Consider the following 20,015-nt stretch of genomic DNA (forward strand, 5'->3'; position numbering starts at 1 on the left):
ACAAAAAAGGTGCTTGCAATAAGTACTGTTTTTATATACAGTGACTATTAAGTTGTTCGATAACAGAAGAAATTTCGGAAATAAGCCCAATACATAGCGAAAAGGAATTGAAAAATGGCCCTGGATGATAAGAAAAAATCAGCCTCATCAGAATTCGAGGGGATGAGTGGAGATAAGCAAAAGGCACTAACGGCAGCCTTGGCGCAAATAGAAAAGCAATTCGGCAAGGGCTCCATCATGAGATTGGGCGATGCCGAGATCAATCAGGATATTCAAGTGGTATCGAGCGGATCTCTCGGTTTGGATATAGCGCTTGGAGTTGGTGGTATAGCACGTGGCCGTGTCATTGAGATATACGGACCAGAATCTTCCGGTAAAACAACCTTAACCTTGCATGCGATTGCAGAAATGCAAAAACTGGGTGGAACTTGCGCATTTATTGATGCCGAGCATGCATTGGATGTTCAATATGCATCACGCTTGGGCGTGGACGTAAACAATCTATTGATCTCACAGCCAGATACTGGTGAGCAAGCCTTGGAAATTGCTGATGCGCTAGTGCGTTCAGGTTCGATTGATTTGATTGTCATTGACTCGGTAGCAGCCTTGGTTCCAAGGGCCGAGATTGAAGGCGATATGGGTGATTCATTACCAGGCTTACAGGCGCGCTTAATGAGTCAAGCTTTACGGAAGTTGACAGGGGCTATTAAGCGCACCAACACAACCGTAATCTTTATTAACCAGATTCGCATGAAAATTGGCGTGATGTTTGGTTCTCCAGAAACCACTACTGGTGGTAATGCGCTCAAGTTCTACGCATCTATGCGCTTGGATATACGCCGCATTGGCAGTATTAAGAAGGGTGATGAGGTTGTAGGTAATGAAACCCGAGTCAAAGTGGTGAAGAATAAAGTTTCTCCACCATTCCGCGAAGCAATTTTTGACATCATGTACGGCGCTGGTATTTCGAGAGAAGGCGAAATTATCGACATGGGCGTTGAGGCTGATCTCGTTGAGAAATCGGGATCTTGGTATAGCTATAACGGCGACCGCATCGGACAGGGTAAAGATAATGTGCGTGAGTTCTTAAAAGAAAACCCAGCAATTGCTCAAGATATTGAAGCAAAAATTCGTGCGAAGTTGGGCGTAAAAGCTGGAACTGCAGTAGTGAGTGATGTATTGAGCGCAGAAGAGGAAGTTGAATAGTTCGATGTCAGAACTAGGTGGCAAAACAAAACAAAGCCCGAGTCTAAAAGCTCGGGCTTTGCGCCTTTTATCTCTACGCGAATATAGCCGCAAAGAACTGGCAGGTAAGCTAGAGGAGTCTGCTGCGAGGTACGCCAAGCTTGTCTCAAAAGAGGGTGAGAATGAGTCAGCCCCACCTACCAAGCCTATAGTCCTGCAAATTCAAGAGGTGCTAGACGACTTCGAAGCTAGGGGTTGGCTCTCGGATGATCGCTTTGCAGAAGCTTTGGTGAGGCGTAGAAGTGAGCGGTATGGGGTACGCAAAATACAAGATGAGCTACAGAGGGCTGGGGTTGACGGATGCAAGACTGTAGAGCTTATTCAGGGATTACGTGAGACGGAGTATCAGCGCGCCAAAGAGTTATGGTTAAAAAAGTTTGGCGTGCCAGCTCAAGAGCAAAAAGAGCGGGCTCGGCAGTACCGTTTTTTAGCATCCAAGGGATTTAGTTCTGAGGTGGTCTCAAAAGTACTGGGTGGGCGTTTTGACTAGGGCAACTACGGATTAGCAAAGCGTAATTGCCGCGTTGCAGCATGCTAGACTTGCATAGTCGGTAAAACCAATCTCATTTATACAAAAAAGCTAGATTTAGCGAATAAAGGGTAAATCTGAGACATAGTCGAATCGACTTTGTTAATCCTCATCGCTTGCTAAAAAGATACCGTTTCTGGAGTAATTATGAAAATTCACGAGTACCAAGGCAAAGAACTTCTGCGCCAATTTAATGTGCCTGTTCCAAATGGCATCCCTGCATTTAGTGTTGATGAGGCAATAAAAGTTGCTGAAAAATTGGGTGGCCCAGTTTGGGTTGTCAAGGCGCAGATTCATGCAGGTGGTCGCGGCAAAGGCGGCGGCGTGAAATTAGCCAAAAGCTTGGATGAGGTCAAAAAATACGCTTCTGAAATTTTGGGCATGCAGCTCAAAACTCATCAAACAGGACCAGAGGGTCAAAAAGTAAATCGCCTCTTGATTGAAGATGGTGCAGACATTAAAAAAGAGTATTACTTCAGTATCGTTACGGATCGTGCAACACAAAAGAATGTCATCATGGCCTCTAGTGAGGGCGGTATGGACATCGAGGAAGTTGCTGAGTCGCATCCAGAAAAAATTATCAAAGTATTTGTTGATCCATTGATCGGCTTAACGGATGCTGATTGCGACATCGTGGCTAAAGGCATTGGTGTACCAGATGCATCTATTCCTATGGCGCGTGACGTGTTTAAGAATTTGTACAAAACCTATTGGGATACCGATGCTTCTCTAGTGGAGATTAACCCATTGATTCTTGAGGGTAACGGCAAGATCAAGGCTCTTGATGCAAAGTTTAATTTTGATCCAAATGCTTTGTATCGCCATCCTGAAATCGTTGCTTATCGCGATATTGATGAAGAAGACGCAGCAGAAATCGAAGCCTCTAAGTTTGATCTTGCTTATATCTCTTTAGATGGCAATATTGGTTGCTTGGTCAATGGTGCTGGTTTAGCGATGGCAACTATGGACACTATTAAGTTATTTGGCGGCGAGCCAGCGAACTTCTTAGATGTGGGCGGCGGTGCGACAGCTGAAAAAGTAACTGAAGCATTTAAGATCATGCTCAAGAACAAGAGTGTTGAGGCTATTTTGGTAAACATCTTTGGTGGCATCATGCGTTGCGATGTGATTGCTGATGGTGTGGTTACGGCATGTAAAGCAGTGAACTTAACTGTGCCTTTGGTTGTGCGTATGAAGGGTACAAACGAAGAATTAGGTAAGAAGATTCTTGCTGATTCTGGTTTGCCAATCATTAGCGCCGATTCAATGGCTGAAGCGGCTACTAAAGTAGTTGCTGCTGTTGCCAAAAACAAATAATCAAGGAATTTCGATATGTCAATTTTGATTAATAAAAGCACCAAAGTCATTACGCAAGGCATTACCGGTAAGACCGGCCAGTTTCATACTGAAAAATGTCAGGAATATGCAAACGGAAAAAACTGTTTTGTTGCAGGCGTAAATCCAAAAAAAGCTGGCGAATCTATTTTTAATATTCCAATTTATGGAACCGTTAAAGAGGCTGCTCAACAAACTGGCGCTACCACTTCAGTGATTTATGTGCCACCTCCTGGTGCAGCCGCTGCGATCTGGGAGGCTGTTGAGGCTGATCTCGACTTTGTTATTTGTATTACCGAAGGTATTCCGGTGCGCGATATGTTGGAAGTGCGCAATAAGATGAAGGCGAAAGAAGCTAAAGGCGGCAAGAAGACTTTATTGCTTGGCCCTAACTGCCCAGGCATCATCACCCCAGATGAAATCAAGATTGGCATCATGCCAGGCCATATTCATAAGAAAGGTCGCATTGGTGTTGTTAGTCGTTCTGGTACATTGACCTATGAGGCGGTAGGTCAGTTGACGGCAATCGGTTTGGGTCAATCCACTGCTGTAGGTATCGGTGGCGACCCAATTAACGGTTTAAAGCACATTGATATTATGAAGATGTTCAATGATGATCCAGAGACAGATGCAGTCATCATGATTGGTGAAATTGGTGGGCCAGACGAAGCTGAAGCAGCCCGTTGGTGCAAAGATAATATGAAAAAGCCGGTCGTAGGCTTTATTGCTGGTGTAACGGCGCCTCCTGGAAAACGTATGGGCCATGCTGGTGCATTGATTTCTGGGGGAGCTGATACTGCTGATGCCAAGCTTGCTGTAATGGAAGAGTGTGGCTTTAAGGTAACAAAGAACCCATCAGAAATGGCAGCTTTATTAAAAGCCATGTTGTAATTTAGTAATCCGAAAAGGATGCCATTAAATTGGTATCCTTTTTTAGTGACTGGTAGTTAAAACATAAAAAGCAGGAGACGGTATGGATTTTTCAATTTATTCAGGTGCGGCGTTTTGGGCGGCTTTGCTTTCAATTATTGTTGCTAATATTTTGTTGTCTGGTGATAACGCAGTAGTGATTGCCATGGCATCACGTAACTTGCCAGCATCTCAACAAAAGAAAGCAATTTTTTTGGGTAGTGCTGCCGCCATCATTTTGCGCGTACTGCTAACGGTTACCGCAGTTCAGTTATTAACCCTTCCGTATTTAAAGATCATTGGCGCTGTTCTCTTGGTGTATATCGGCGTGCAGCTGTTAGCTGATAGTGGTGATGATGCGGAAATGGACGGGCATTCCAATGTTTGGGGCGCTATTCGCACGATCCTTGTGGCAGATTTGGTAATGAGTTTGGATAACGTGATTGCCGTAGCGGCAGCAGCCCAAAAAGGCCCTGAAGAAACCCGCTTAGTATTGCTAATTATTGGTTTAGGGCTTTCTATTCCCTTGATTATTTTTGGTAGCACTTTGCTGTTAAAAGTCATGGACCGTTTTCCAGTGATCATCACTTTAGGTGCTGGTTTATTAGGGCTATTGGCAGGAGGTATGTTGGTAGAGGACCCTGCAATAAGAGAGTCCATTCAGGGTGCAATGGAAGATGCCCACATGATTTTTGAAGGTATTGGTGTGGCGATTGTGATTTTGCTGGGAACATACTTGAAGAAAAAGAATGCCCAAAAAGAAGCTTCATAAGTGCGGTATCTCAGTATCTGAATCAGAAAAAGCCGGTCTTTAAAGCCGGCTTTTCTTATGCCTGGCATCCTTGAGTAATCAGCGCATAGACTCGAATATAGGGATTTAACCCTTAGGAGCTAAATATGGAAGCAATGCGTAACAATTTAACAGCAAAACCAAAGGCATTAGCAAAGCAAGAAGCTGGTTTTACTTTAATTGAGGTCATGGTGGTAGTTGCGATTATTGGTATCTTGGTGGCGGTTGCCGTTCCGCAGTACCAGGATTACATCGCACGTAGTCGCGTTGTGGAGGGAATGAATTTATCTTCAAGTGCAAAGCTAGCCGTTACTGAAGCCTTTGCAAGTCGGGGTACGGTTTCTATGGATGAGGCTACCAGTGGTTCATTTACGTTTTCTCCAACACGTAGTGTGAAATTAATTGAGATCACTCCGTCAGGGGCCATCGCGATTGATTATCAAAATAGCGTAGCGCCTGAGGGTAAAAATACGCTCCACCTGGTTCCAACAAATGAGGCTGATGCAAATATACCGAAGCCAATCGATCTATCCAAACCAGAGGGCTCTACCTGGTCAGGTGGTTGGACATGCAGATCAACAGAAACGAATTTAATATCGCAGTTACTGCCGTCTGAATGCAGGGTCAGTAAGTAAACAAGATTTAAGAAAAGCTGGGCAGCCACCTGTGGGTGGCTGTTTTCTTGTTAATGATGCCATGCTGAGAAGATGCTGGTCGGCTAAATTTAAGATGCCTAAGATTAATTACGCTTCGTATCTTTCGCGATAGAGCTCTGTCCCGCATCCAGAGCATATATAAGTTTTGAAGTGTGTATATTTATCAAACTTATTGCTAAAGATACCAAATTTGGGATTAGATGTCATTACCATTTCTAGGCTAGGAAGCTGCCGGCTTGCCCCACAAAAATCACATTCAATCTTATCGGGTTTTTGTTGATGTATCGAGCAGTATTCTGATTTGGTCGGTTTTTCATTTAACCACTGCATCCAGCGTAATTCTTTCTCTTTCGTGCGATTAATCACCAGCCAGTTCTTTAGGGGAAACATGGCAATTAAAAGGCTGATGGCCAGTAGCGCCATTGCAAAAAGAAACAGAGAATTATTAACTGATGACATTTATGAGGAGATTGCTGTTAAAAAATTAATTTCCAGTGATATAAGTTTGCACGATCAGATAACTTGAGCCCTAGATTTGTATTTTTCTTATATCTTGGGTTACTAGTGAGGAGCTACTATCCCGCTTTCCACTCCCCAGACTTACCACCGCTCTTCTCAAGCAGTTTTATATCACCCATCACCATGCCACGGTCTACTGCTTTACACATGTCATAAATTGTGAGCAGGGCTACTTGGACTGCTGTGAGAAACCCAGTAAAAACAACGTAGTAAGAAAAATTAAAACAACTTAAACCTAAACCAGTCGGTTAAAAAATTAGGCCAAAAAGGACAGCGTTAGGCCTGAAAAAAGAATAGCACAAGACGCATTCAATCTTCATATTGGAGTATCGAACCCCCACCCACCCCGTGCCCACCTATGTTTGGGCAACTTATATAAATACTACGCATCAGGGTTTTGTAACCACATCACAAAATTTGTATTGTGATGTCAAATATTTGACTCTAGGTTAAAGACCGGCTGCATCTAGTAGTTCCGATACTTTAATTTTGAGAGTCTTCGCAATTTTGGTCAGATTCATGATGGCTACGTTATGTTCACCCCGTTCGATACCGCCCATATAGCTACGATCAATACCAACTTCGTTGGCCAGAGCTTCTTGAGAGAGCCCACTTTCCTGTCTGAAAGCCCTGATGGCTTTGCCTAGAGCAATAAGTTGTTTTGAGCCGCTATAGCTGGGGGATGGTTTTGCCATAGACAGGATGTTTGTCTATTGACGTATTTAAAACCACGGGAGATGATACCCAAATAGTTATAGCTAAAAGGAGAATCAAGTGGAGCTATTGGAGGGTTTGGCTGGTTTATATTTGCTTATAGGCTTATTTATAGCCATTGGGCACATCAATTCGGGCACCATGGGTACGCGGGGGCCAATAGCAACTTTGATTGCTGTAACGCTACTATGGCCTTTAGTCTTGTTTGGGGTGTTGGGTTGAAGAAATTCATCTGGAGGAGCGTTTTGGTGTTGGCCTTGATTCCAACATATGGCTTTGCAGTTTCAAATCAAGACCTCATGGATAGGCTGGATGACATACAGATACAGCGAATGATTGAGCAAGATATACAGCGTCAACAGCAGATGCAAAATTTTTACCAAGATAATTATCGCTTGCAATATTCTCCAATACCAAGAGATATAGCGATGGAGGCAGCAGCTCTATACGACTTAAGCTTACCCGAGGTGTATCGTAGAGACGAGCTAGGAAATAAAACATGCTACAAGCTTTATGGCGGCTTATATAAAACAGAATCTCAGCAGGCATCAAATTGTTTTAGTTCAATCATGTTGCAGGTTTCGGAGTCGGAGGCTGCTAGACGAAATAGTAATGTTGATAAGTACTGTAAAAACTTAACAGGGGATAGGGCATTTAAGTGCACCAAGGATTACTTAGTTTTAGGTAAAAAAAATATTTTGGGGATTGCTTGGTAGGCACTAAACTTAATGACCCGAATTAGCTCTTATCGTATTTACCAGTGCTCTAGTTGTGGACAAAAGCACATAGCCCCAGCTTCAGGGTCCATTAATTTTGTGGTGAGCGGGCCAAATGCAAAGCTGTTTCCTAACAAGGACGATCTAAAGGTATGTCAGCGCTGCTCTAGCCAAAAGCCACTGAAGAACTTTATTCCCTTAGGGATTATTGATGTTCCGCCTATAGATACTACCCCTAAGTGGTATATAGGTATACGAAAACGCTTAAGCAAAAACTACAAAGGTCCTAAACCTCACCCATGCAGGCTATACCCAGATTTGGCATCAACCCCTTTTAACCCCAATGAATATTACCCAGATTGGATCAGAAAGAATATGGTCGAGACAGACTATCCAGATTGGTATGTAGATCTGTCTAGATTAAAGTAGGCTTACGTTTTAGTTTTATCTTTGAAACTCCCAAACTAGCTGCTAATTCAGCCAATTCTGCAATTTTTTTTCTTCTCTCTGCATTAGCCTCCTTAGTGTCGCTGCCGTGTTTGTAGTTTGGGTGAGCGCTACCACAAAGAATATTCTTTCTCCCTCCGTGGTATCGACAAGTCTTGCATTGGCCGATTGGCGGATTTAGGCAGCGGCTGCCTGTGCTCCTTGCAGTGGCTGTGCACTGTGTTTTGATATTTGACAGAGGCATAAATAGTCTCAGAAGCTGATTGTGATTGGGGGTAGACAGATTAATTGACCCATAGAAGTAATATTCCCGTAATTCCCGTTTATTCCCGATATGGGTCTTTTGATTTTGAAATATTCCCCGTTCCTCCCAGCATACCTATAGGTATGCTGGAGCGGGATTTGTCCTTAGTTGGTTGTTATATATCCATCGGTCAAAATTAGGTGCCCGGAAGCTATTAACGAATTAATGGCCGCTTTAGCCCTTTCTTTTCCCCGCTTACTATTTCTAATATCTAATATCTGTGCAGCTTCATGCGTAAGAAATTCAAGCGCAATAGTATTGGTGGGCTCTAAAGAAAGCATTTTATTAATGAGCTGCATAATTGACTGCTGATTTTTACCCTTTATAGGCTTAACCAGCGGCTTTAAGAGACCTTGGCTAACTACGCAGCTAGTATGAGTAATGCCCCAGCTATCTTGCGTGTCTAGATCTATTGTTTCTAGCTCAAAAGCACGACAAACACCAATCTCAGAATCCTTTGATTTCTCAATCGACCAAACTCTTTGGTTTGAAATAGTGGTCACCTTTATTACTGTATCAAGCGCCGCCAATAGGGATGAGTGCCCACGTAGCCCTCTACTTGCGTCTTTCCCCGCATGATGAACAAACATTACAAATCCATTTATTTGATCAGACATCTTTTTTGCGGAGTCGATAATTTTTCCCATAGAGGCCGAAGCATTTTCATCAGCGGTAGGCGAAGCTCTATTGAGAGTATCTATAAATACTATCGCTCCTCTACCCAGAGCTTGCTCAATTTCATTTGTTAAATCTTGCCAAGATCCCTCATCCTCAATGCTTACGGTGTTAGTAACAAACAATAGATTTTTGGGTGCTGTGGCTGAGTTAGCTTTTTCCCATGCTTGAATTCGTTGCCTAATTCCATGAGAACCTTCCAGCGCAATATATGCAACAGGTTTTTGTAAGGCTGGATTCATAAACCAAGACTCACCCATAGCTACTGAAAATGCTAAATCAAGGGCAAGGAATGTTTTTCCTGAAGATGGAGCGCCATATATTGCACCAATCCCGTTACTCGGCAAAACTCCTCGAACTACCCATTCAAGCGGCGGGTCATTTTTTAACTCCTCAGCAGTTCTGAGATATTTCCCTGAGTTAGGACGTTTATTAGTAGATGCTGGGTTATTGCGCTGGTGTGTTTGCCACATTGAATGGACTACAGATCGAATTTCCTCTATTTCCATCGGCGGCTGGCATGCTGAACCCCAGCGAATTGCTTCATCAATAAACTCTTGTGGACTTAATCCTTTTGCATATGCTCGTCCTGCATATGAAGCTAAATCCCTATTTCTGCTACCCTCCGATGCGGATGGGGGTGAAATAAAAGTCGGTAAATTCGCGGCTGGTATTGGGTTGATTACGCTTTGATTGGTCATAATTATGGGCGCGTGCTTACCCATAAAATTTATTGCATATCCAGACAAATCTTTGGTTTTAGGCGGACAAGATGGCATAAAAAAGCATCTAGCTATGTCGGCACTGCTTGAATCGATTCGTTTTTTTATCTCAGGAATTTGGTTTAAAACTTGGGCATGTATTTGTGGATAAAGATTAATATCAATCGATTCTTCTAATGGTATGTAGACCCTAAAGCAGCCCTTTCCATTTTCACTGTGTGAAAAAGTAGTATGAACAAAATTAGTGTATGGCGTACACCAATCTGAGACTTCTTGTACATCTAAAGTGTCAACCTTGTCTAAGTCAAAGACTAGTAAGGCTGTAGATTCAGCACAATCCTTTGTTCGACCGACTGCATTTGGTTTTGGTGACCAAGGACTAAAGAGCTTAGCTTTAAGTTTGTCGTCGATCGTTTCATGGCATGCCATTTGCATGCTATAGATGAATTGGCTCCAATTCATGCTGATTACTGCCCCAGTTTTTGCTCTACTAGAATTAAACAATAGATGTTCATACTGTTTTCCAGATGCTTCTTGTATGTGCTTTGGAATATTAAGCATTATTTTCTCCATTGCGATCAAGATTATGTAAAAAAATCTCGGTTAATATTCTGGGCGTGTTTGACAGAATATCTTCCGAAAGATGGCTTTCCTGAGCTATAAGCTCTAAATTTAAGTTGTGGCTAGCAACAAGGACTACCCTTGACAATAGACAAGAGTCTTGCAATATTTGTTGAAAAAATTTGGCATCTAGTGACATGGTCGCTACTTTCATAAAAGAGATTAATAAATAACCTTTTTTGTAGCGGCCTTTTGGCTTAGAGCACTCGGCGATGCTGGCTGGTTTTTATGCAATGCATTCTGGGAAGCCACCCCTTTAGGTGCTGCGCTTTTTGCGCATACCAAATTTTATTGCAACTTTTTTGGTTTTGCTTAAATGTGCTTTTAACCTAGTTTTATAGCTAACTTTTCGGCGTTGGGGTGATAGTAGCGCTTAAGCATGGCTAAGCTTTTATGACCAGATACTGCAGATAGTTCTACTAGATTTGGTAGCTTCTCGGCAAGCCTTGTAATCGCCATGTGTCTAAGGTCATGGAAGCGTACATCTTTTACCCCAGCTTGTTTCCTTGCTCGGTTAAATGCTTGTGAGACTACTTCGTGCGTAACTGGAAAAACTCGTCCATCAAGATTGCGTGGCATTTCAGTCAGAATTTGGATTGCATGAGTTGATAGTGGCACCGTTCTGCTTGTACCGTTTTTGGTTAGCTGAAGGAATATCGTACGCCTCCCAAGGTCAATATGCTCCCAACGTAGTCCAAGTAGCTCGCTTCTGCGCATAGCTGTCTCAAGCGCCAATTTCACTAAAGGCAGCATCCATATTGAACGCCGCCCAATCGGTCTCAAGGCTTCAAATAGGGCATATGTTTCGGCAGTGTCTAATATGCGACTTCTTCCTTGCGGGTTTTTAGGCCTTGCTACTAATGCCACTGGATTATTAATATTGATACCCCATTCTTTGCGGGCGTAGGTGATGATTGAAGAAAAATAAGATAACTCTCTGATGACCGTTGCTGGTGCTATTTCCTTGAGTCGTTGATCCCTGTGCTGGGCTATTTTCTGGGGGGTTAGGGCCGTCATACTTAGTTTAGCTATTGGCCGTCTAGCTAGCGCCTTCAAGCGAATGTAGTCTGCGGTACCTCCGCGCATTGTAGGCAAGACTTCAGTTATGTATCTTTCAATGATTTCTGAAAAAGTAGTCCGCTCAGCTAATACAAGATTGGTATAGCTACCTTTTTGCATCTCTACTTCAATCTGCTTCGCCCAACGCTCGGCGTCGACTTTATTGATGAAGGTTTTGCTTCGTACGGCGTGGCCTTTAATCTGAACTCGTGCTTGCCACTTGCCGTTACGGTTGCGAAATGTTGCCATTTACCTCTCCTTGGTAGGACAGGATTAGGCCAAGAGTGTTTTTAGTCTCTCGTTATTGTTTTATAGGTTAGCGTTTACTTCTCCGCCTTCCACTCACCAGATTTACCACCACTCTTCTCTAGTAGCTTCACATCACCCATCACCATGCCTCGGTCTACTGCTTTACACATGTCATAAATTGTGAGCAGGGCTACTTGGACTGCTGTGAGGGCTTCCATTTCAACGCCAGTAGGTCCGATGGTTTCTGCTCGCACTTGGCAGCTGATACTATTTTCTGCTGGATTGAGGTGCATCTCTAGGCTTACATGGGTTAGTGCGAGAGGGTGACATAAGGGGATCAAGTCGGAAGTTCTTTTTGAGGCCTGTATGCCAGCGATACGGGCAATGCCAAGTACATCCCCCTTTTTATGACTACCAGATTCCACCATTTTGAAAGTCTCAGGGAGCATCGTAATCTTGCCTGCAGCGATGGCAATGCGATGGGTATTGGGCTTATTGCCAACATTCACCATGTGGGCTTGGCCGCTGGCATCAAAATGAGTTAGTTTGTTCATAGGATAAGTTTTACCATATAGGGATGTTAGCAATAAAGACCGCAAATTTGCCACAATCTCGACCTTCAGTATTTAGGCGTATTTTGGCCTACCAGCTTATTCTGGCGCTAGCCTTCTCGGGAGTTGGCTCGGCTTATGCCGCTCTATCCACTCCACCAGTGTTGGGTGATGTATCTGTCCAGGGAGATTCTGCGGCTATACAAAATATTGGCAGGGCAATGCAGTCCCCAGAGGCCCGCTCCCCAAATTTACCAAATCGCAATACCCTTCAGAGTCAGCCAACAATTGTGTTGCCGGATATGGGTGACCCAGGCGGTGATTCGTTAAGTCGGGTTGATGAGCGCCACTATGGCGAGATGATCATGCGTCAAATTCGTCCAGACCCAGATTATTCGAATGACTTGCCCATTTATGACTTCTTGAATCAGATGGAGCGTCGCTTGTTGCTGGCGGCTAAGAAAGCCCAATTAGGTGGTGCCAATGAACAAGGTAGTGGCGCATATAACTTTGAAGTATTCGCTGTTAAAGATAGCAGCATCAATGCGTTTGCTTTGCCTGGTGGCTTTATTGGTTTTCATACTGGCCTAATTGTGAGCGCAGATTCGGATTCTGAAGTGGCATCTGTGATGGGTCACGAGACAGGCCATGTTTTGCAACGGCACCTTGCGCGCCAAATGGATAGGCAAGGCATGAATACCATGATTGCACTTGCAGGAATATTAATTGGAGCATTGGCAGCCTCTCGAAACCCTGGAGCTGCTGCTGGGGTCATTCAAGGTGGGCAGGCCATTGCAATCAATAACCAGTTATCTTATTCGCGGGATTCTGAGCGCGAAGCCGATCGAGTGGGATTTCAGATTTTGGATGCCAGTGGATATGACGTCAATGGCGCGCCTGGGTTCTTTCAGCGTTTACAAAAAGCTACCGGCATTATGGACAATGGTGTTCCTGCCTACGTGCGCACTCACCCCCTAACAACCGATCGTATTGCGGATATGCAGGATCGGGCTCGCACTGTTCCTCCAAAAATAGTACCTACTGCTGTTGAGTTTTATTTTATTAAGGCACGCGCACGAATGGAGCAGTCAGGCACTACTAGTGGATTGTATGACCTGAAGAATCAATTCGAAAGTCTGAGTAAGCAAAGCCAGCCAGGCAAGCAGATGGAAGGCTTCTACGGATTATCATTAATTGCGCAGCGTCAAGGAAAAATCGATCAAGCTGAAACCTATTTGCAGCAAGCGCGCAATGTGGCGCATGCATCTAGCACTTCAGGCTCCCCGGTTCAGAGGCAAAGCCTTTCTTTGGATATTACTGCTTCTGAGCTAGCATTGGCCAAAGGGAAAAATGAAGAAGCCTTGCAAATTGCACAATCAACCCTGAAGGCCTATCCACAGTCTTATGCGGCTGGTGCAGCTATGGTCAATGCATATCTCAAGTTAGGTCGTAGCAGCGACGCAATTGCTTGGTTGAAAGCACGCACCAAGTCCCAGCCTAATGAGATCATTTGGTGGGGCATGTTATCTAATGCTTATGACCAAGCTAAGAATGTGCCTATGCGCCATTACGCCCTTGGGGAAAAATATGCGCTTGAAGGCTCATGGCTTGCTGCAATTGAACAATTGAAAATTGCTAGATCTGCTAGTGGCTCCGATTTTTATCAGAACTCCACCATTGATGCGCGCTTAAGAGAGATACAAAGACAGTATCAGGATGAGCTCAGAGAGCAGTCTAAAAAAGGTCCAATGGGATAGGGTGCCCCCGATTTACGGCTTTGGTTTTTGAATAAAGCCAAAGCGCTTGCTTAACTCATTTGAGTGAATTGGGTCTATTGGCAATGTTTTGCCGTGCCAACTCCATGAGCCACCAAAGCTACAGGCTTGCTCATGTAGTTTAGCTAAATCAGAAAATAGATCCAAATCATGATCATGCAATAGTGCAATGCTCAAGGACTCTCGCTGTATAAAGTCTTTGCCTTCACTTGCACTGCCACGATCCTCATCCATGGTTTGGTTAATCAAACCGGTGATGTAAATATTTCCGGATTCATCGCTTAAAGCGCCTTGGGGCTCGAATAAGGTTTGGCACTGAGTTAGCAGGCTCAGATCTCTATTGGCTGGGATAAGACGGACAATCCAAGGGGTGGCATCTAGTGTAATAAAGACACGCTGCGGACCGTTTTGGAAGAAGTATTTTCCTTCAAGGTCGCAGGCATAGTTTCGCGCAATAAATTCATTTAAGGCGGTGTGTTGGATAGCGTTGCCAGGTAAATTATTTGCTTGCGCAAATTCATCACGCATGCGCCACCGCCCTCTTCGATCTAAGGCAAGCCAGCCAAAGCAATGTGGCACATTGGGCCACTTGATGAGCGAACGAAGTACTTGCTCATCCATTGCTAATTAATGTAATCCGTGGGGAGTCGACGGAGCGTCAAATGTTTCATCTGTTGAGTTACTGGCATGGAGATGGGCAATGCGCCAACCTTGACTATCTTGCAGCAACACTAAGGTGATATTTAGAAAAAATGCAGTTTCAATTTGATTCGGGCCTAGGTGTACCGCTTCAGTAGTGTCATAGATTGCTGCACCCAATATAGTGTGGCTGATACAAGCAATAGGCTCTAGAAAGAGGGCCTGCTTTGCCAGCAAGCGTTCTAAGCCTGCTCGGATTTCAGCATGACCACTTAGTCTGTGTCCTTCCGGTAGTACGCAGGTAATCGAGTCATCATCTAGCCAGATATCGAGAGCCCCTTTGACATCACGGTGTCGTAAAGCATCTCGCCAGGCATCTACCACTTCATCGGCATTGTGAAAGAGTCTTGCAAGGTTTGGCATAGCGTACTTTCTTGAGGGTGAAGTCAGTAATTAATGCAGTGTCTTGATAGTACTAAATACTTGTTCTGGTGTGATGTCTTGTAGGCACTTTAAGTGACCCAATGGACATTCTCTTTTGTGACAGGGGCTACATGGTAGATTGAGCCAGATTACCTTTGCCTGATCAGACAGTGGGGGCGTATGTTGGGGGTCGCTTGATCCAAAGATGGCGACTTGAGGGGTTTTTAGTGCTGCAGCAATATGCATCAAACCAGAGTCGTTACTCACTACAGCCTTACTGATGCCAATGAGGGCAATTGCTTCATCCAACGAAGTTTTGCCACACCAGTTATGGATATTAGGCAAGTTGGAGGCATGTAGTTGAATGTTTTCAGCGAGCGCATGATCAGCACGACTCCCGAGAATCATTATTTGATTTTCAGGATTGTCAGCAGTTAATGTTTGCGCAAGCTTTGCAAAATGTTCAGTGGGCCATCGCTTGGTAGCGCCATATTCAGCGCCAGGACAAAACACATAGGTTGTTTGTTGGTCGATATTGGCGGCTTTCAACTTCCCTTCAACTGATTGCTTTGCTTCCTGTAAAACATTGAGCGCGGGTATCTTCGAGTTGTTCTGCGCAGTCGCTTGTGGCGATTCCTCATTTAGCAGGCTTGCTAGCGCCAAGTAGTGCTCTACCATAGGAGGTCGATTAATCTTGCTTGGGTTCGGTAATGAAAAGTTAAGCAAGCCAAAGCGAAGTTCTCCACGATAGCCAATCCGAAATGGAATATTAGCAAGCCAAGGGATGAGTGCCGACTTCAGGCTGTTGGGCAATATAAAACAAGCCTGGTAATGATGAGATTCCACTTGCTTGGCTAATTGTTTGCGTAAAGCCCATTGGAGTTTTTTATGTTCCAGCTTGGCCTCAATGACATGATTTACCTCTGCGCAGGATCGATAGATCGGCGCCACCCAGGGGCTGGCTAGGACATCAATATCTGAGTCTGGATATGAGGCTCTAAGTCTAGCCAGCAGGGGCTGAGACATAACCGCGTCGCCAATCCAGTTTGGGGCGATGATCAGAATACGTCGCATGTAGTGTATCCCGATACAGCACCCCATTTTTCTGTGGGGTGCTGATAGGCCTTAGTGTCCGTGTGGCGCAGTGCCAGGTATGAGTTTGTAGTCGGCACCACAATAAGGACACTTTGCTTCACCGGTTTTACTAATATCTAGAAAAACGCGTGGATGCGAGTTCCAACTGGGCGTTTTATTGGTCGGACAATGCAATGGCAAGTCTTTACCATCCACCATGACAACTTGAGCTTGAGTCATATTCAGGTTCCTGGTTGCTAAAGCGCTTACTTAACGTAGGTAAGCCAAGGTTTGTACTTATCACTTCTGCCGTAAACCGCATCAAAGTAGGTGGCTTGAATCTTTGTGGTAATTGGACCACGCGTGCCATCACCAATAGTGCGGTCATCGAGTTCGCGAATCGGAGTTACTTCAGCAGCAGTGCCAGTGAAGAAAGCTTCGTCGGCTGAGTAGACTTCATCGCGGGTAATCCGCTTTTCGCGTACTTCGTACCCCAAATCTTTTGCGATTTGAATAATGGAGTCGCGAGTAATGCCGTCTAAGCAAGAAGCAAGATCTGGTGTGTATACGATGCCATTGCGAACCATAAACATATTTTCGCCAGAACCTTCCGAAACATACCCTTCGGTATCGAGCAGCAAAGCCTCGTCATAGCCGTTAGCCGTTACTTCTTGATTGGCCAAAATGGAATTAATGTAGTACCCCGAGGCTTTGGCGCGGACTAGCGAGGAGTTCACGAAATGACGGGTAAAGGATGAGGTTTTAACGCGGATACCTTTATTAAGGCCATCTTCACCCAAGTAGGCTCCCCATTCCCAGGCGGCAATGGCCGTGTGGATTGAGTTGCCTTTAGGCGAAATCCCCAGTTTTTGCGAGCCAATAAAGATGATTGGGCGAATATAGCAAGCTTCCAGCTTGTTGCTATTGACCACCTCAATAATGGCTTTGGAGATCTGCTCAGGGGTGTATTGCATGGCCATTTGGAAGATCTTTGTGCCATTGAATAGGCGTTTTACATGCTCTGGAAGGCGAAATATTGCTGTACCTTGAGGAGTTTTGTAAGCGCGGATGCCCTCAAAAACGCCCATTCCATAATGGAGGCTGTGGGTTAGGACATGAATATTGGCCTCACGCCAGGGAACTAGCTTCCCATCGGACCAAATGAAGCCATCGCGGTCGGACATCGACATTTTTTCTACCTTTTGTGTCTGATAAATCAGGTTAATCGGGGCGACCTGTTCACTAGCTCTCTGGCTAGGGCTGGGGTGCGTCCAAGTCTTTATTGTAGAGCAGGCGGCTCAGTCGGTTGTTTCGGACCTTTGGGGCTTTCTGGGCTAGACGATTTAGAATGGAGGAATCCCAATAAACTGCCTTATTTCATAGAATATTTCCCATGCCGGACACCTTATTTAAAGTCAAGCGCTTAAGTGATTTAGCTGCTGCAGGCCTTCTCAAAGGAAAGCGGGTTTTTATCCGCGCGGACCTCAATGTGCCACAAGACGAGTCCGGCAATATTACTGAGGACACCCGAATTCGGGCTTCTATGCCAGCAGTCCAGATTTGTTTGGAAGCTGGGGCAGCCGTGATGATGACATCCCACTTGGGTCGCCCAACTGAGGGTCAATTCAAGCTTGAGGATAGCCTTGCTCCAGTAGCCCATCGGATAGCTGAATTACTCAATCGCAAGGTACCTCTCATTAGTAATTGGGTGGATGGTGGATTTGAGCTCAACCCAGGTGATTTGGTTTTGCTTGAGAACTGTCGCTTAAATGTGGGCGAGAAAAAGAATACTGAAGAGCTCTCTAAGAAGATGGCGGCTCTGTGTGATGTCTATGTAAATGATGCATTTGGTACGGCGCATCGTGCTGAGGCAACCACTAATGGCATGGCGAGGTTTGCGCCGGTTGCTTGTGCGGGCCCTTTAATGGCTGCTGAGTTAGATGCCTTGAGTCGTGCATTAGCTAGTCCCAAACGACCGCTAGTGGCGATTGTTGCGGGGTCTAAAGTGTCATCAAAATTAACCATCTTGAAAGCATTGGCTGACAAAGTCGATGAGTTGATTGTGGGTGGTGGTATTGCCAACACTTTTATGTTGGCAAAAGGGTTGCCAATAGGTAAGTCTTTAGCAGAGCCGGATTTGGTGCAGGAGGCCCGCGAAATCATGGAGATCATGGAGAGGCGTGGTGCGCATGTGCCTATTCCTGAAGATGTAGTAGTTGCCAATGAGCTATCACCATTAGCGCGTGCGAACCGAGTTTCGGCAGATCAAGTTGCTGAAGATGACATGATTTTGGATATCGGTCCGAAGACGGCTGCGCGTTTGTCGATCATGCTGGCTCATGCCGGAACAATTGTTTGGAATGGCCCGCTAGGCGTATTTGAGATTGATCAGTTTGGCGGCGGCACTAAGATGTTGGCTGCAGCGATTGCACATTCTCCTGCATTCTCTATTGCGGGCGGTGGCGATACCTTAGCCGCAATTGCTAAGTATGGAATTGAAAATCAGGTGGATTACATCTCTACTGGCGGTGGCGCTTTCCTAGAATTTCTAGAAGGCAAAACCTTGCCAGCCTTTGCAATACTTGCTGAAAGAGCGAAAGACTAAATATGTTGAGAGCAACAAAAATCATTGCCACCCTAGGGCCAGCCTCTGAAAAGCCTGAAGTCTTGCGTGACATGATTCGTGCGGGCGTAGATGTAGTTCGCATGAACTTTTCCCATGGCACTGTTGCTGATCATAAAGCACGCCATGATTTAGTGCGTGCTATCTCTGCGGAAGTTGGCAAAGAGGTTGGCATTATGGCCGATCTCCAAGGCCCAAAGATTCGGGTGGGAAAGTTTGCCGATGGCAAAATTTTGCTCAAAGAAGGTGAGCAATTTATTTTGGATGTTGACTGCGAGCTTGGCAATCAAGAGCGCGTGGGTTTGGATTACAAAGAACTGCCGGCAGATGTTAAATCAGGTGATCGTCTTTTATTAAATGATGGCTTGGTCGTATTGATTGTGAAGAGCGTTAAAGGTGGAGAAATCTTCACGCAAGTAGAGCAGGGCGGTCCGCTCTCGAATAACAAAGGTATTAATCGCGCAGGTGGCGGTTTGACAGCGCCAGCACTGACCGAAAAAGATATTGCCGACCTAGATGCGGCGATTGCAATGGGCGTTGACTTTTTAGCTATTAGCTTCCCAAAAGATGGTGCGGATATGGCTTACGCTCGAAAGCTTGCAGATGCTGCGAGTGCTAAGCACGGCGTTGGCAAGGTAAAGACTATTGCAAAAGTGGAGCGCGCTGAAGCCATCATGCCTGGCGCACTGGAAGACATCATTGCTGAGAGCGATGGCATTATGGTTGCACGGGGTGACTTGGCAATTGAGGTGGGTAATCCCGCTGTGCCGGCCTTGCAAAAGCGCATGATCAAGCTGGCACTTGAGGCTGATAAATTTACAATTACAGCAACTCAAATGATGGAGTCAATGATCAATGCGCCTGTGCCTACACGCGCCGAGGTAAGTGACGTTGCTAATGCGGTATTAGACGGTACTGATGCGGTAATGCTTTCTGCCGAGTCTGCTGCAGGTATGTATCCAGTGCAAACCATCAAAGCAATGGCAGAGATCTGTATTGAGGCTGAAAAATCTGATCGTGTAAAGCTGGATACTGACTTTTTAGATCAAACATTCACACGCATTGATCAAACGATTGCCTTGGGTGCACTGTTTACTGCCCACCATTTAAATGCCAATGCGATTGCCGCTTTAACTGATTCAGGTTCAACGCCAATCTGGATGAGCCGTCATAATATTCACGTTCCTATCTTTGCTTTGACTTCGAAGATTGCCACACAGCGTGCTTTAAGTACCTATCGAAATGTGACGCCGATTGGCCTTGATTACACCAAGGACCGTGATACGGCTTTGCAAGAAGTAGAGGGCTGCTTAAAGAAGTTGGGCGCAGTGAAGAAGGGTGACACAGTTGTATTAACTTCCGGTGAGCCGATGGGTGAGCCCGGGGGAACTAATACGCTCAAGATCATTCATGTGAAGTAAGTGTTTTATCAATATATTC

20 protein-coding genes and 1 pseudogene are annotated in these 20,015 nt (G+C 45.0%); 10 read left to right on the forward strand and 11 right to left on the reverse strand.

The window, feature by feature from the left end; genetic code table 11:
- Window positions 1–120: 120 nt before the first annotated feature.
- From recA to ICN46_RS01330, 6 genes are all read left to right on the forward strand, one after another.
- Window positions 121–1,206, forward strand: a complete 1,086-nt coding sequence (gene recA / locus ICN46_RS01305) for a recombinase RecA (protein WP_370625468.1) — start codon at window positions 121–123, stop codon at window positions 1,204–1,206.
- Window positions 1,199–1,735: a RecX family transcriptional regulator gene (locus ICN46_RS01310; protein WP_255538681.1), complete on the forward strand. Its 537-nt coding sequence runs from the start codon at window positions 1,199–1,201 to the stop codon at window positions 1,733–1,735. The genes recA and ICN46_RS01310 overlap by 8 nt, the downstream gene beginning before the upstream one ends.
- Before the next feature lie 186 nt (window positions 1,736–1,921).
- Window positions 1,922–3,091: an ADP-forming succinate--CoA ligase subunit beta gene (sucC, locus tag ICN46_RS01315; protein ID WP_216203711.1), complete on the forward strand. Its 1,170-nt coding sequence runs from the start codon at window positions 1,922–1,924 to the stop codon at window positions 3,089–3,091.
- A 15-nt stretch (window positions 3,092–3,106) separates the two neighbouring features.
- The gene (gene sucD / locus ICN46_RS01320) at window positions 3,107–4,000 is read left to right on the forward strand and encodes a succinate--CoA ligase subunit alpha (protein ID WP_216203713.1); all 894 of its coding nucleotides are present in this window, start codon (window positions 3,107–3,109) and stop codon (window positions 3,998–4,000) included.
- Window positions 4,001–4,082: 82 nt separating this feature from the next.
- Complete coding sequence (locus ICN46_RS01325; RefSeq protein WP_216203716.1) at window positions 4,083–4,790, forward strand: TerC family protein; 708 nt, start codon at window positions 4,083–4,085, stop codon at window positions 4,788–4,790.
- Between the two features lie 125 nt (window positions 4,791–4,915).
- On the forward strand, window positions 4,916–5,443 hold the full coding sequence (locus ICN46_RS01330; protein WP_304608806.1) for a pilin: 528 nt from the start codon (window positions 4,916–4,918) through the stop codon (window positions 5,441–5,443).
- 108 nt (window positions 5,444–5,551) lie between these two features.
- Here the strand turns inward: ICN46_RS01330 and ICN46_RS01335 are convergent, their stop codons facing one another.
- The 3 genes and pseudogenes from ICN46_RS01335 to ICN46_RS01345 all read right to left on the reverse strand — a co-directional run bounded on the left by ICN46_RS01335 (window position 5,552) and on the right by ICN46_RS01345 (window position 6,678).
- Complete coding sequence (locus tag ICN46_RS01335; protein WP_216203718.1) at window positions 5,552–5,923, reverse strand: hypothetical protein; 372 nt, start codon at window positions 5,921–5,923, stop codon at window positions 5,552–5,554.
- A gap of 116 nt (window positions 5,924–6,039) precedes the next feature.
- Window positions 6,040–6,171: pseudogene (locus tag ICN46_RS01340) on the reverse strand (cyclic pyranopterin monophosphate synthase MoaC); the annotation flags it as partial.
- Between the two features lie 261 nt (window positions 6,172–6,432).
- Entirely contained in the window at window positions 6,433–6,678 is a 246-nt protein-coding gene (locus tag ICN46_RS01345) for a helix-turn-helix domain-containing protein (protein ID WP_216203720.1), read from the reverse strand.
- A 237-nt stretch (window positions 6,679–6,915) separates the two neighbouring features.
- Here ICN46_RS01345 and ICN46_RS01350 point away from each other — a divergent pair, with 237 nt between their 5' ends.
- A complete protein-coding gene (locus ICN46_RS01350) occupies window positions 6,916–7,413 on the forward strand; it encodes a hypothetical protein (protein ID WP_216203722.1) in 498 nt (165 codons plus the stop codon).
- Between the two features lie 855 nt (window positions 7,414–8,268).
- Here the strand turns inward: ICN46_RS01350 and ICN46_RS01355 are convergent.
- The 3 genes from ICN46_RS01355 to moaC form a co-directional block, all read right to left on the reverse strand.
- On the reverse strand, window positions 8,269–10,122 hold the full coding sequence (locus ICN46_RS01355; protein ID WP_215301717.1) for an AAA family ATPase: 1,854 nt from the start codon (window positions 10,120–10,122) through the stop codon (window positions 8,269–8,271).
- Window positions 10,123–10,506: 384 nt separating this feature from the next.
- Window positions 10,507–11,490 (reverse strand): tyrosine-type recombinase/integrase, encoded by a 984-nt coding sequence (locus ICN46_RS01360; RefSeq protein ID WP_215301715.1) that lies wholly within the window; start codon window positions 11,488–11,490, stop codon window positions 10,507–10,509.
- A gap of 74 nt (window positions 11,491–11,564) precedes the next feature.
- Window positions 11,565–12,044: a cyclic pyranopterin monophosphate synthase MoaC gene (moaC, locus tag ICN46_RS01365; RefSeq protein ID WP_216203724.1), complete on the reverse strand. Its 480-nt coding sequence runs from the start codon at window positions 12,042–12,044 to the stop codon at window positions 11,565–11,567.
- A 47-nt stretch (window positions 12,045–12,091) separates the two neighbouring features.
- On the opposite strand from moaC, the gene ICN46_RS01370 reads away from it, so the two are divergent.
- Entirely contained in the window at window positions 12,092–13,798 is a 1,707-nt protein-coding gene (locus tag ICN46_RS01370) for a M48 family metalloprotease (RefSeq protein ID WP_255538682.1), read from the forward strand.
- Between the two features lie 12 nt (window positions 13,799–13,810).
- Here ICN46_RS01370 and ICN46_RS01375 read toward each other — a convergent pair whose 3' ends face one another.
- From ICN46_RS01375 to ICN46_RS01395, 5 genes are read right to left on the reverse strand one after another with little or no spacing between them, the layout of a single operon-like run.
- On the reverse strand, window positions 13,811–14,437 hold the full coding sequence (locus ICN46_RS01375; protein WP_216203728.1) for a DUF2946 family protein: 627 nt from the start codon (window positions 14,435–14,437) through the stop codon (window positions 13,811–13,813).
- Window positions 14,438–14,443: 6 nt separating this feature from the next.
- The gene (locus tag ICN46_RS01380; RefSeq protein WP_216203729.1) at window positions 14,444–14,878 is read right to left on the reverse strand and encodes a nuclear transport factor 2 family protein; all 435 of its coding nucleotides are present in this window, start codon (window positions 14,876–14,878) and stop codon (window positions 14,444–14,446) included.
- Window positions 14,879–14,908: 30 nt separating this feature from the next.
- Entirely contained in the window at window positions 14,909–15,952 is a 1,044-nt protein-coding gene (waaF, locus tag ICN46_RS01385) for a lipopolysaccharide heptosyltransferase II (RefSeq protein ID WP_216203731.1), read from the reverse strand.
- 51 nt (window positions 15,953–16,003) lie between these two features.
- Window positions 16,004–16,192 (reverse strand): zinc-finger domain-containing protein, encoded by a 189-nt coding sequence (locus ICN46_RS01390; RefSeq protein ID WP_216203733.1) that lies wholly within the window; start codon window positions 16,190–16,192, stop codon window positions 16,004–16,006.
- A gap of 26 nt (window positions 16,193–16,218) precedes the next feature.
- On the reverse strand, window positions 16,219–17,142 hold the full coding sequence (locus ICN46_RS01395; RefSeq protein WP_216203735.1) for a branched-chain amino acid transaminase: 924 nt from the start codon (window positions 17,140–17,142) through the stop codon (window positions 16,219–16,221).
- Between the two features lie 203 nt (window positions 17,143–17,345).
- Between ICN46_RS01395 and ICN46_RS01400 the strand changes: the two genes are divergently transcribed.
- Window positions 17,346–18,557 (forward strand): phosphoglycerate kinase, encoded by a 1,212-nt coding sequence (locus tag ICN46_RS01400; RefSeq protein ID WP_216203738.1) that lies wholly within the window; start codon window positions 17,346–17,348, stop codon window positions 18,555–18,557.
- A 2-nt stretch (window positions 18,558–18,559) separates the two neighbouring features.
- Window positions 18,560–19,996, forward strand: coding sequence for a pyruvate kinase (pyk, locus tag ICN46_RS01405; RefSeq protein ID WP_216203740.1), 1,437 nt, complete (start codon window positions 18,560–18,562; stop codon window positions 19,994–19,996).
- Window positions 19,997–20,015 lie beyond the last annotated feature (19 nt).

It is taken from the genome of Polynucleobacter sp. Latsch14-2, from assembly GCF_018881925.1.
Taxonomy (GTDB): domain Bacteria; phylum Pseudomonadota; class Gammaproteobacteria; order Burkholderiales; family Burkholderiaceae; genus Polynucleobacter.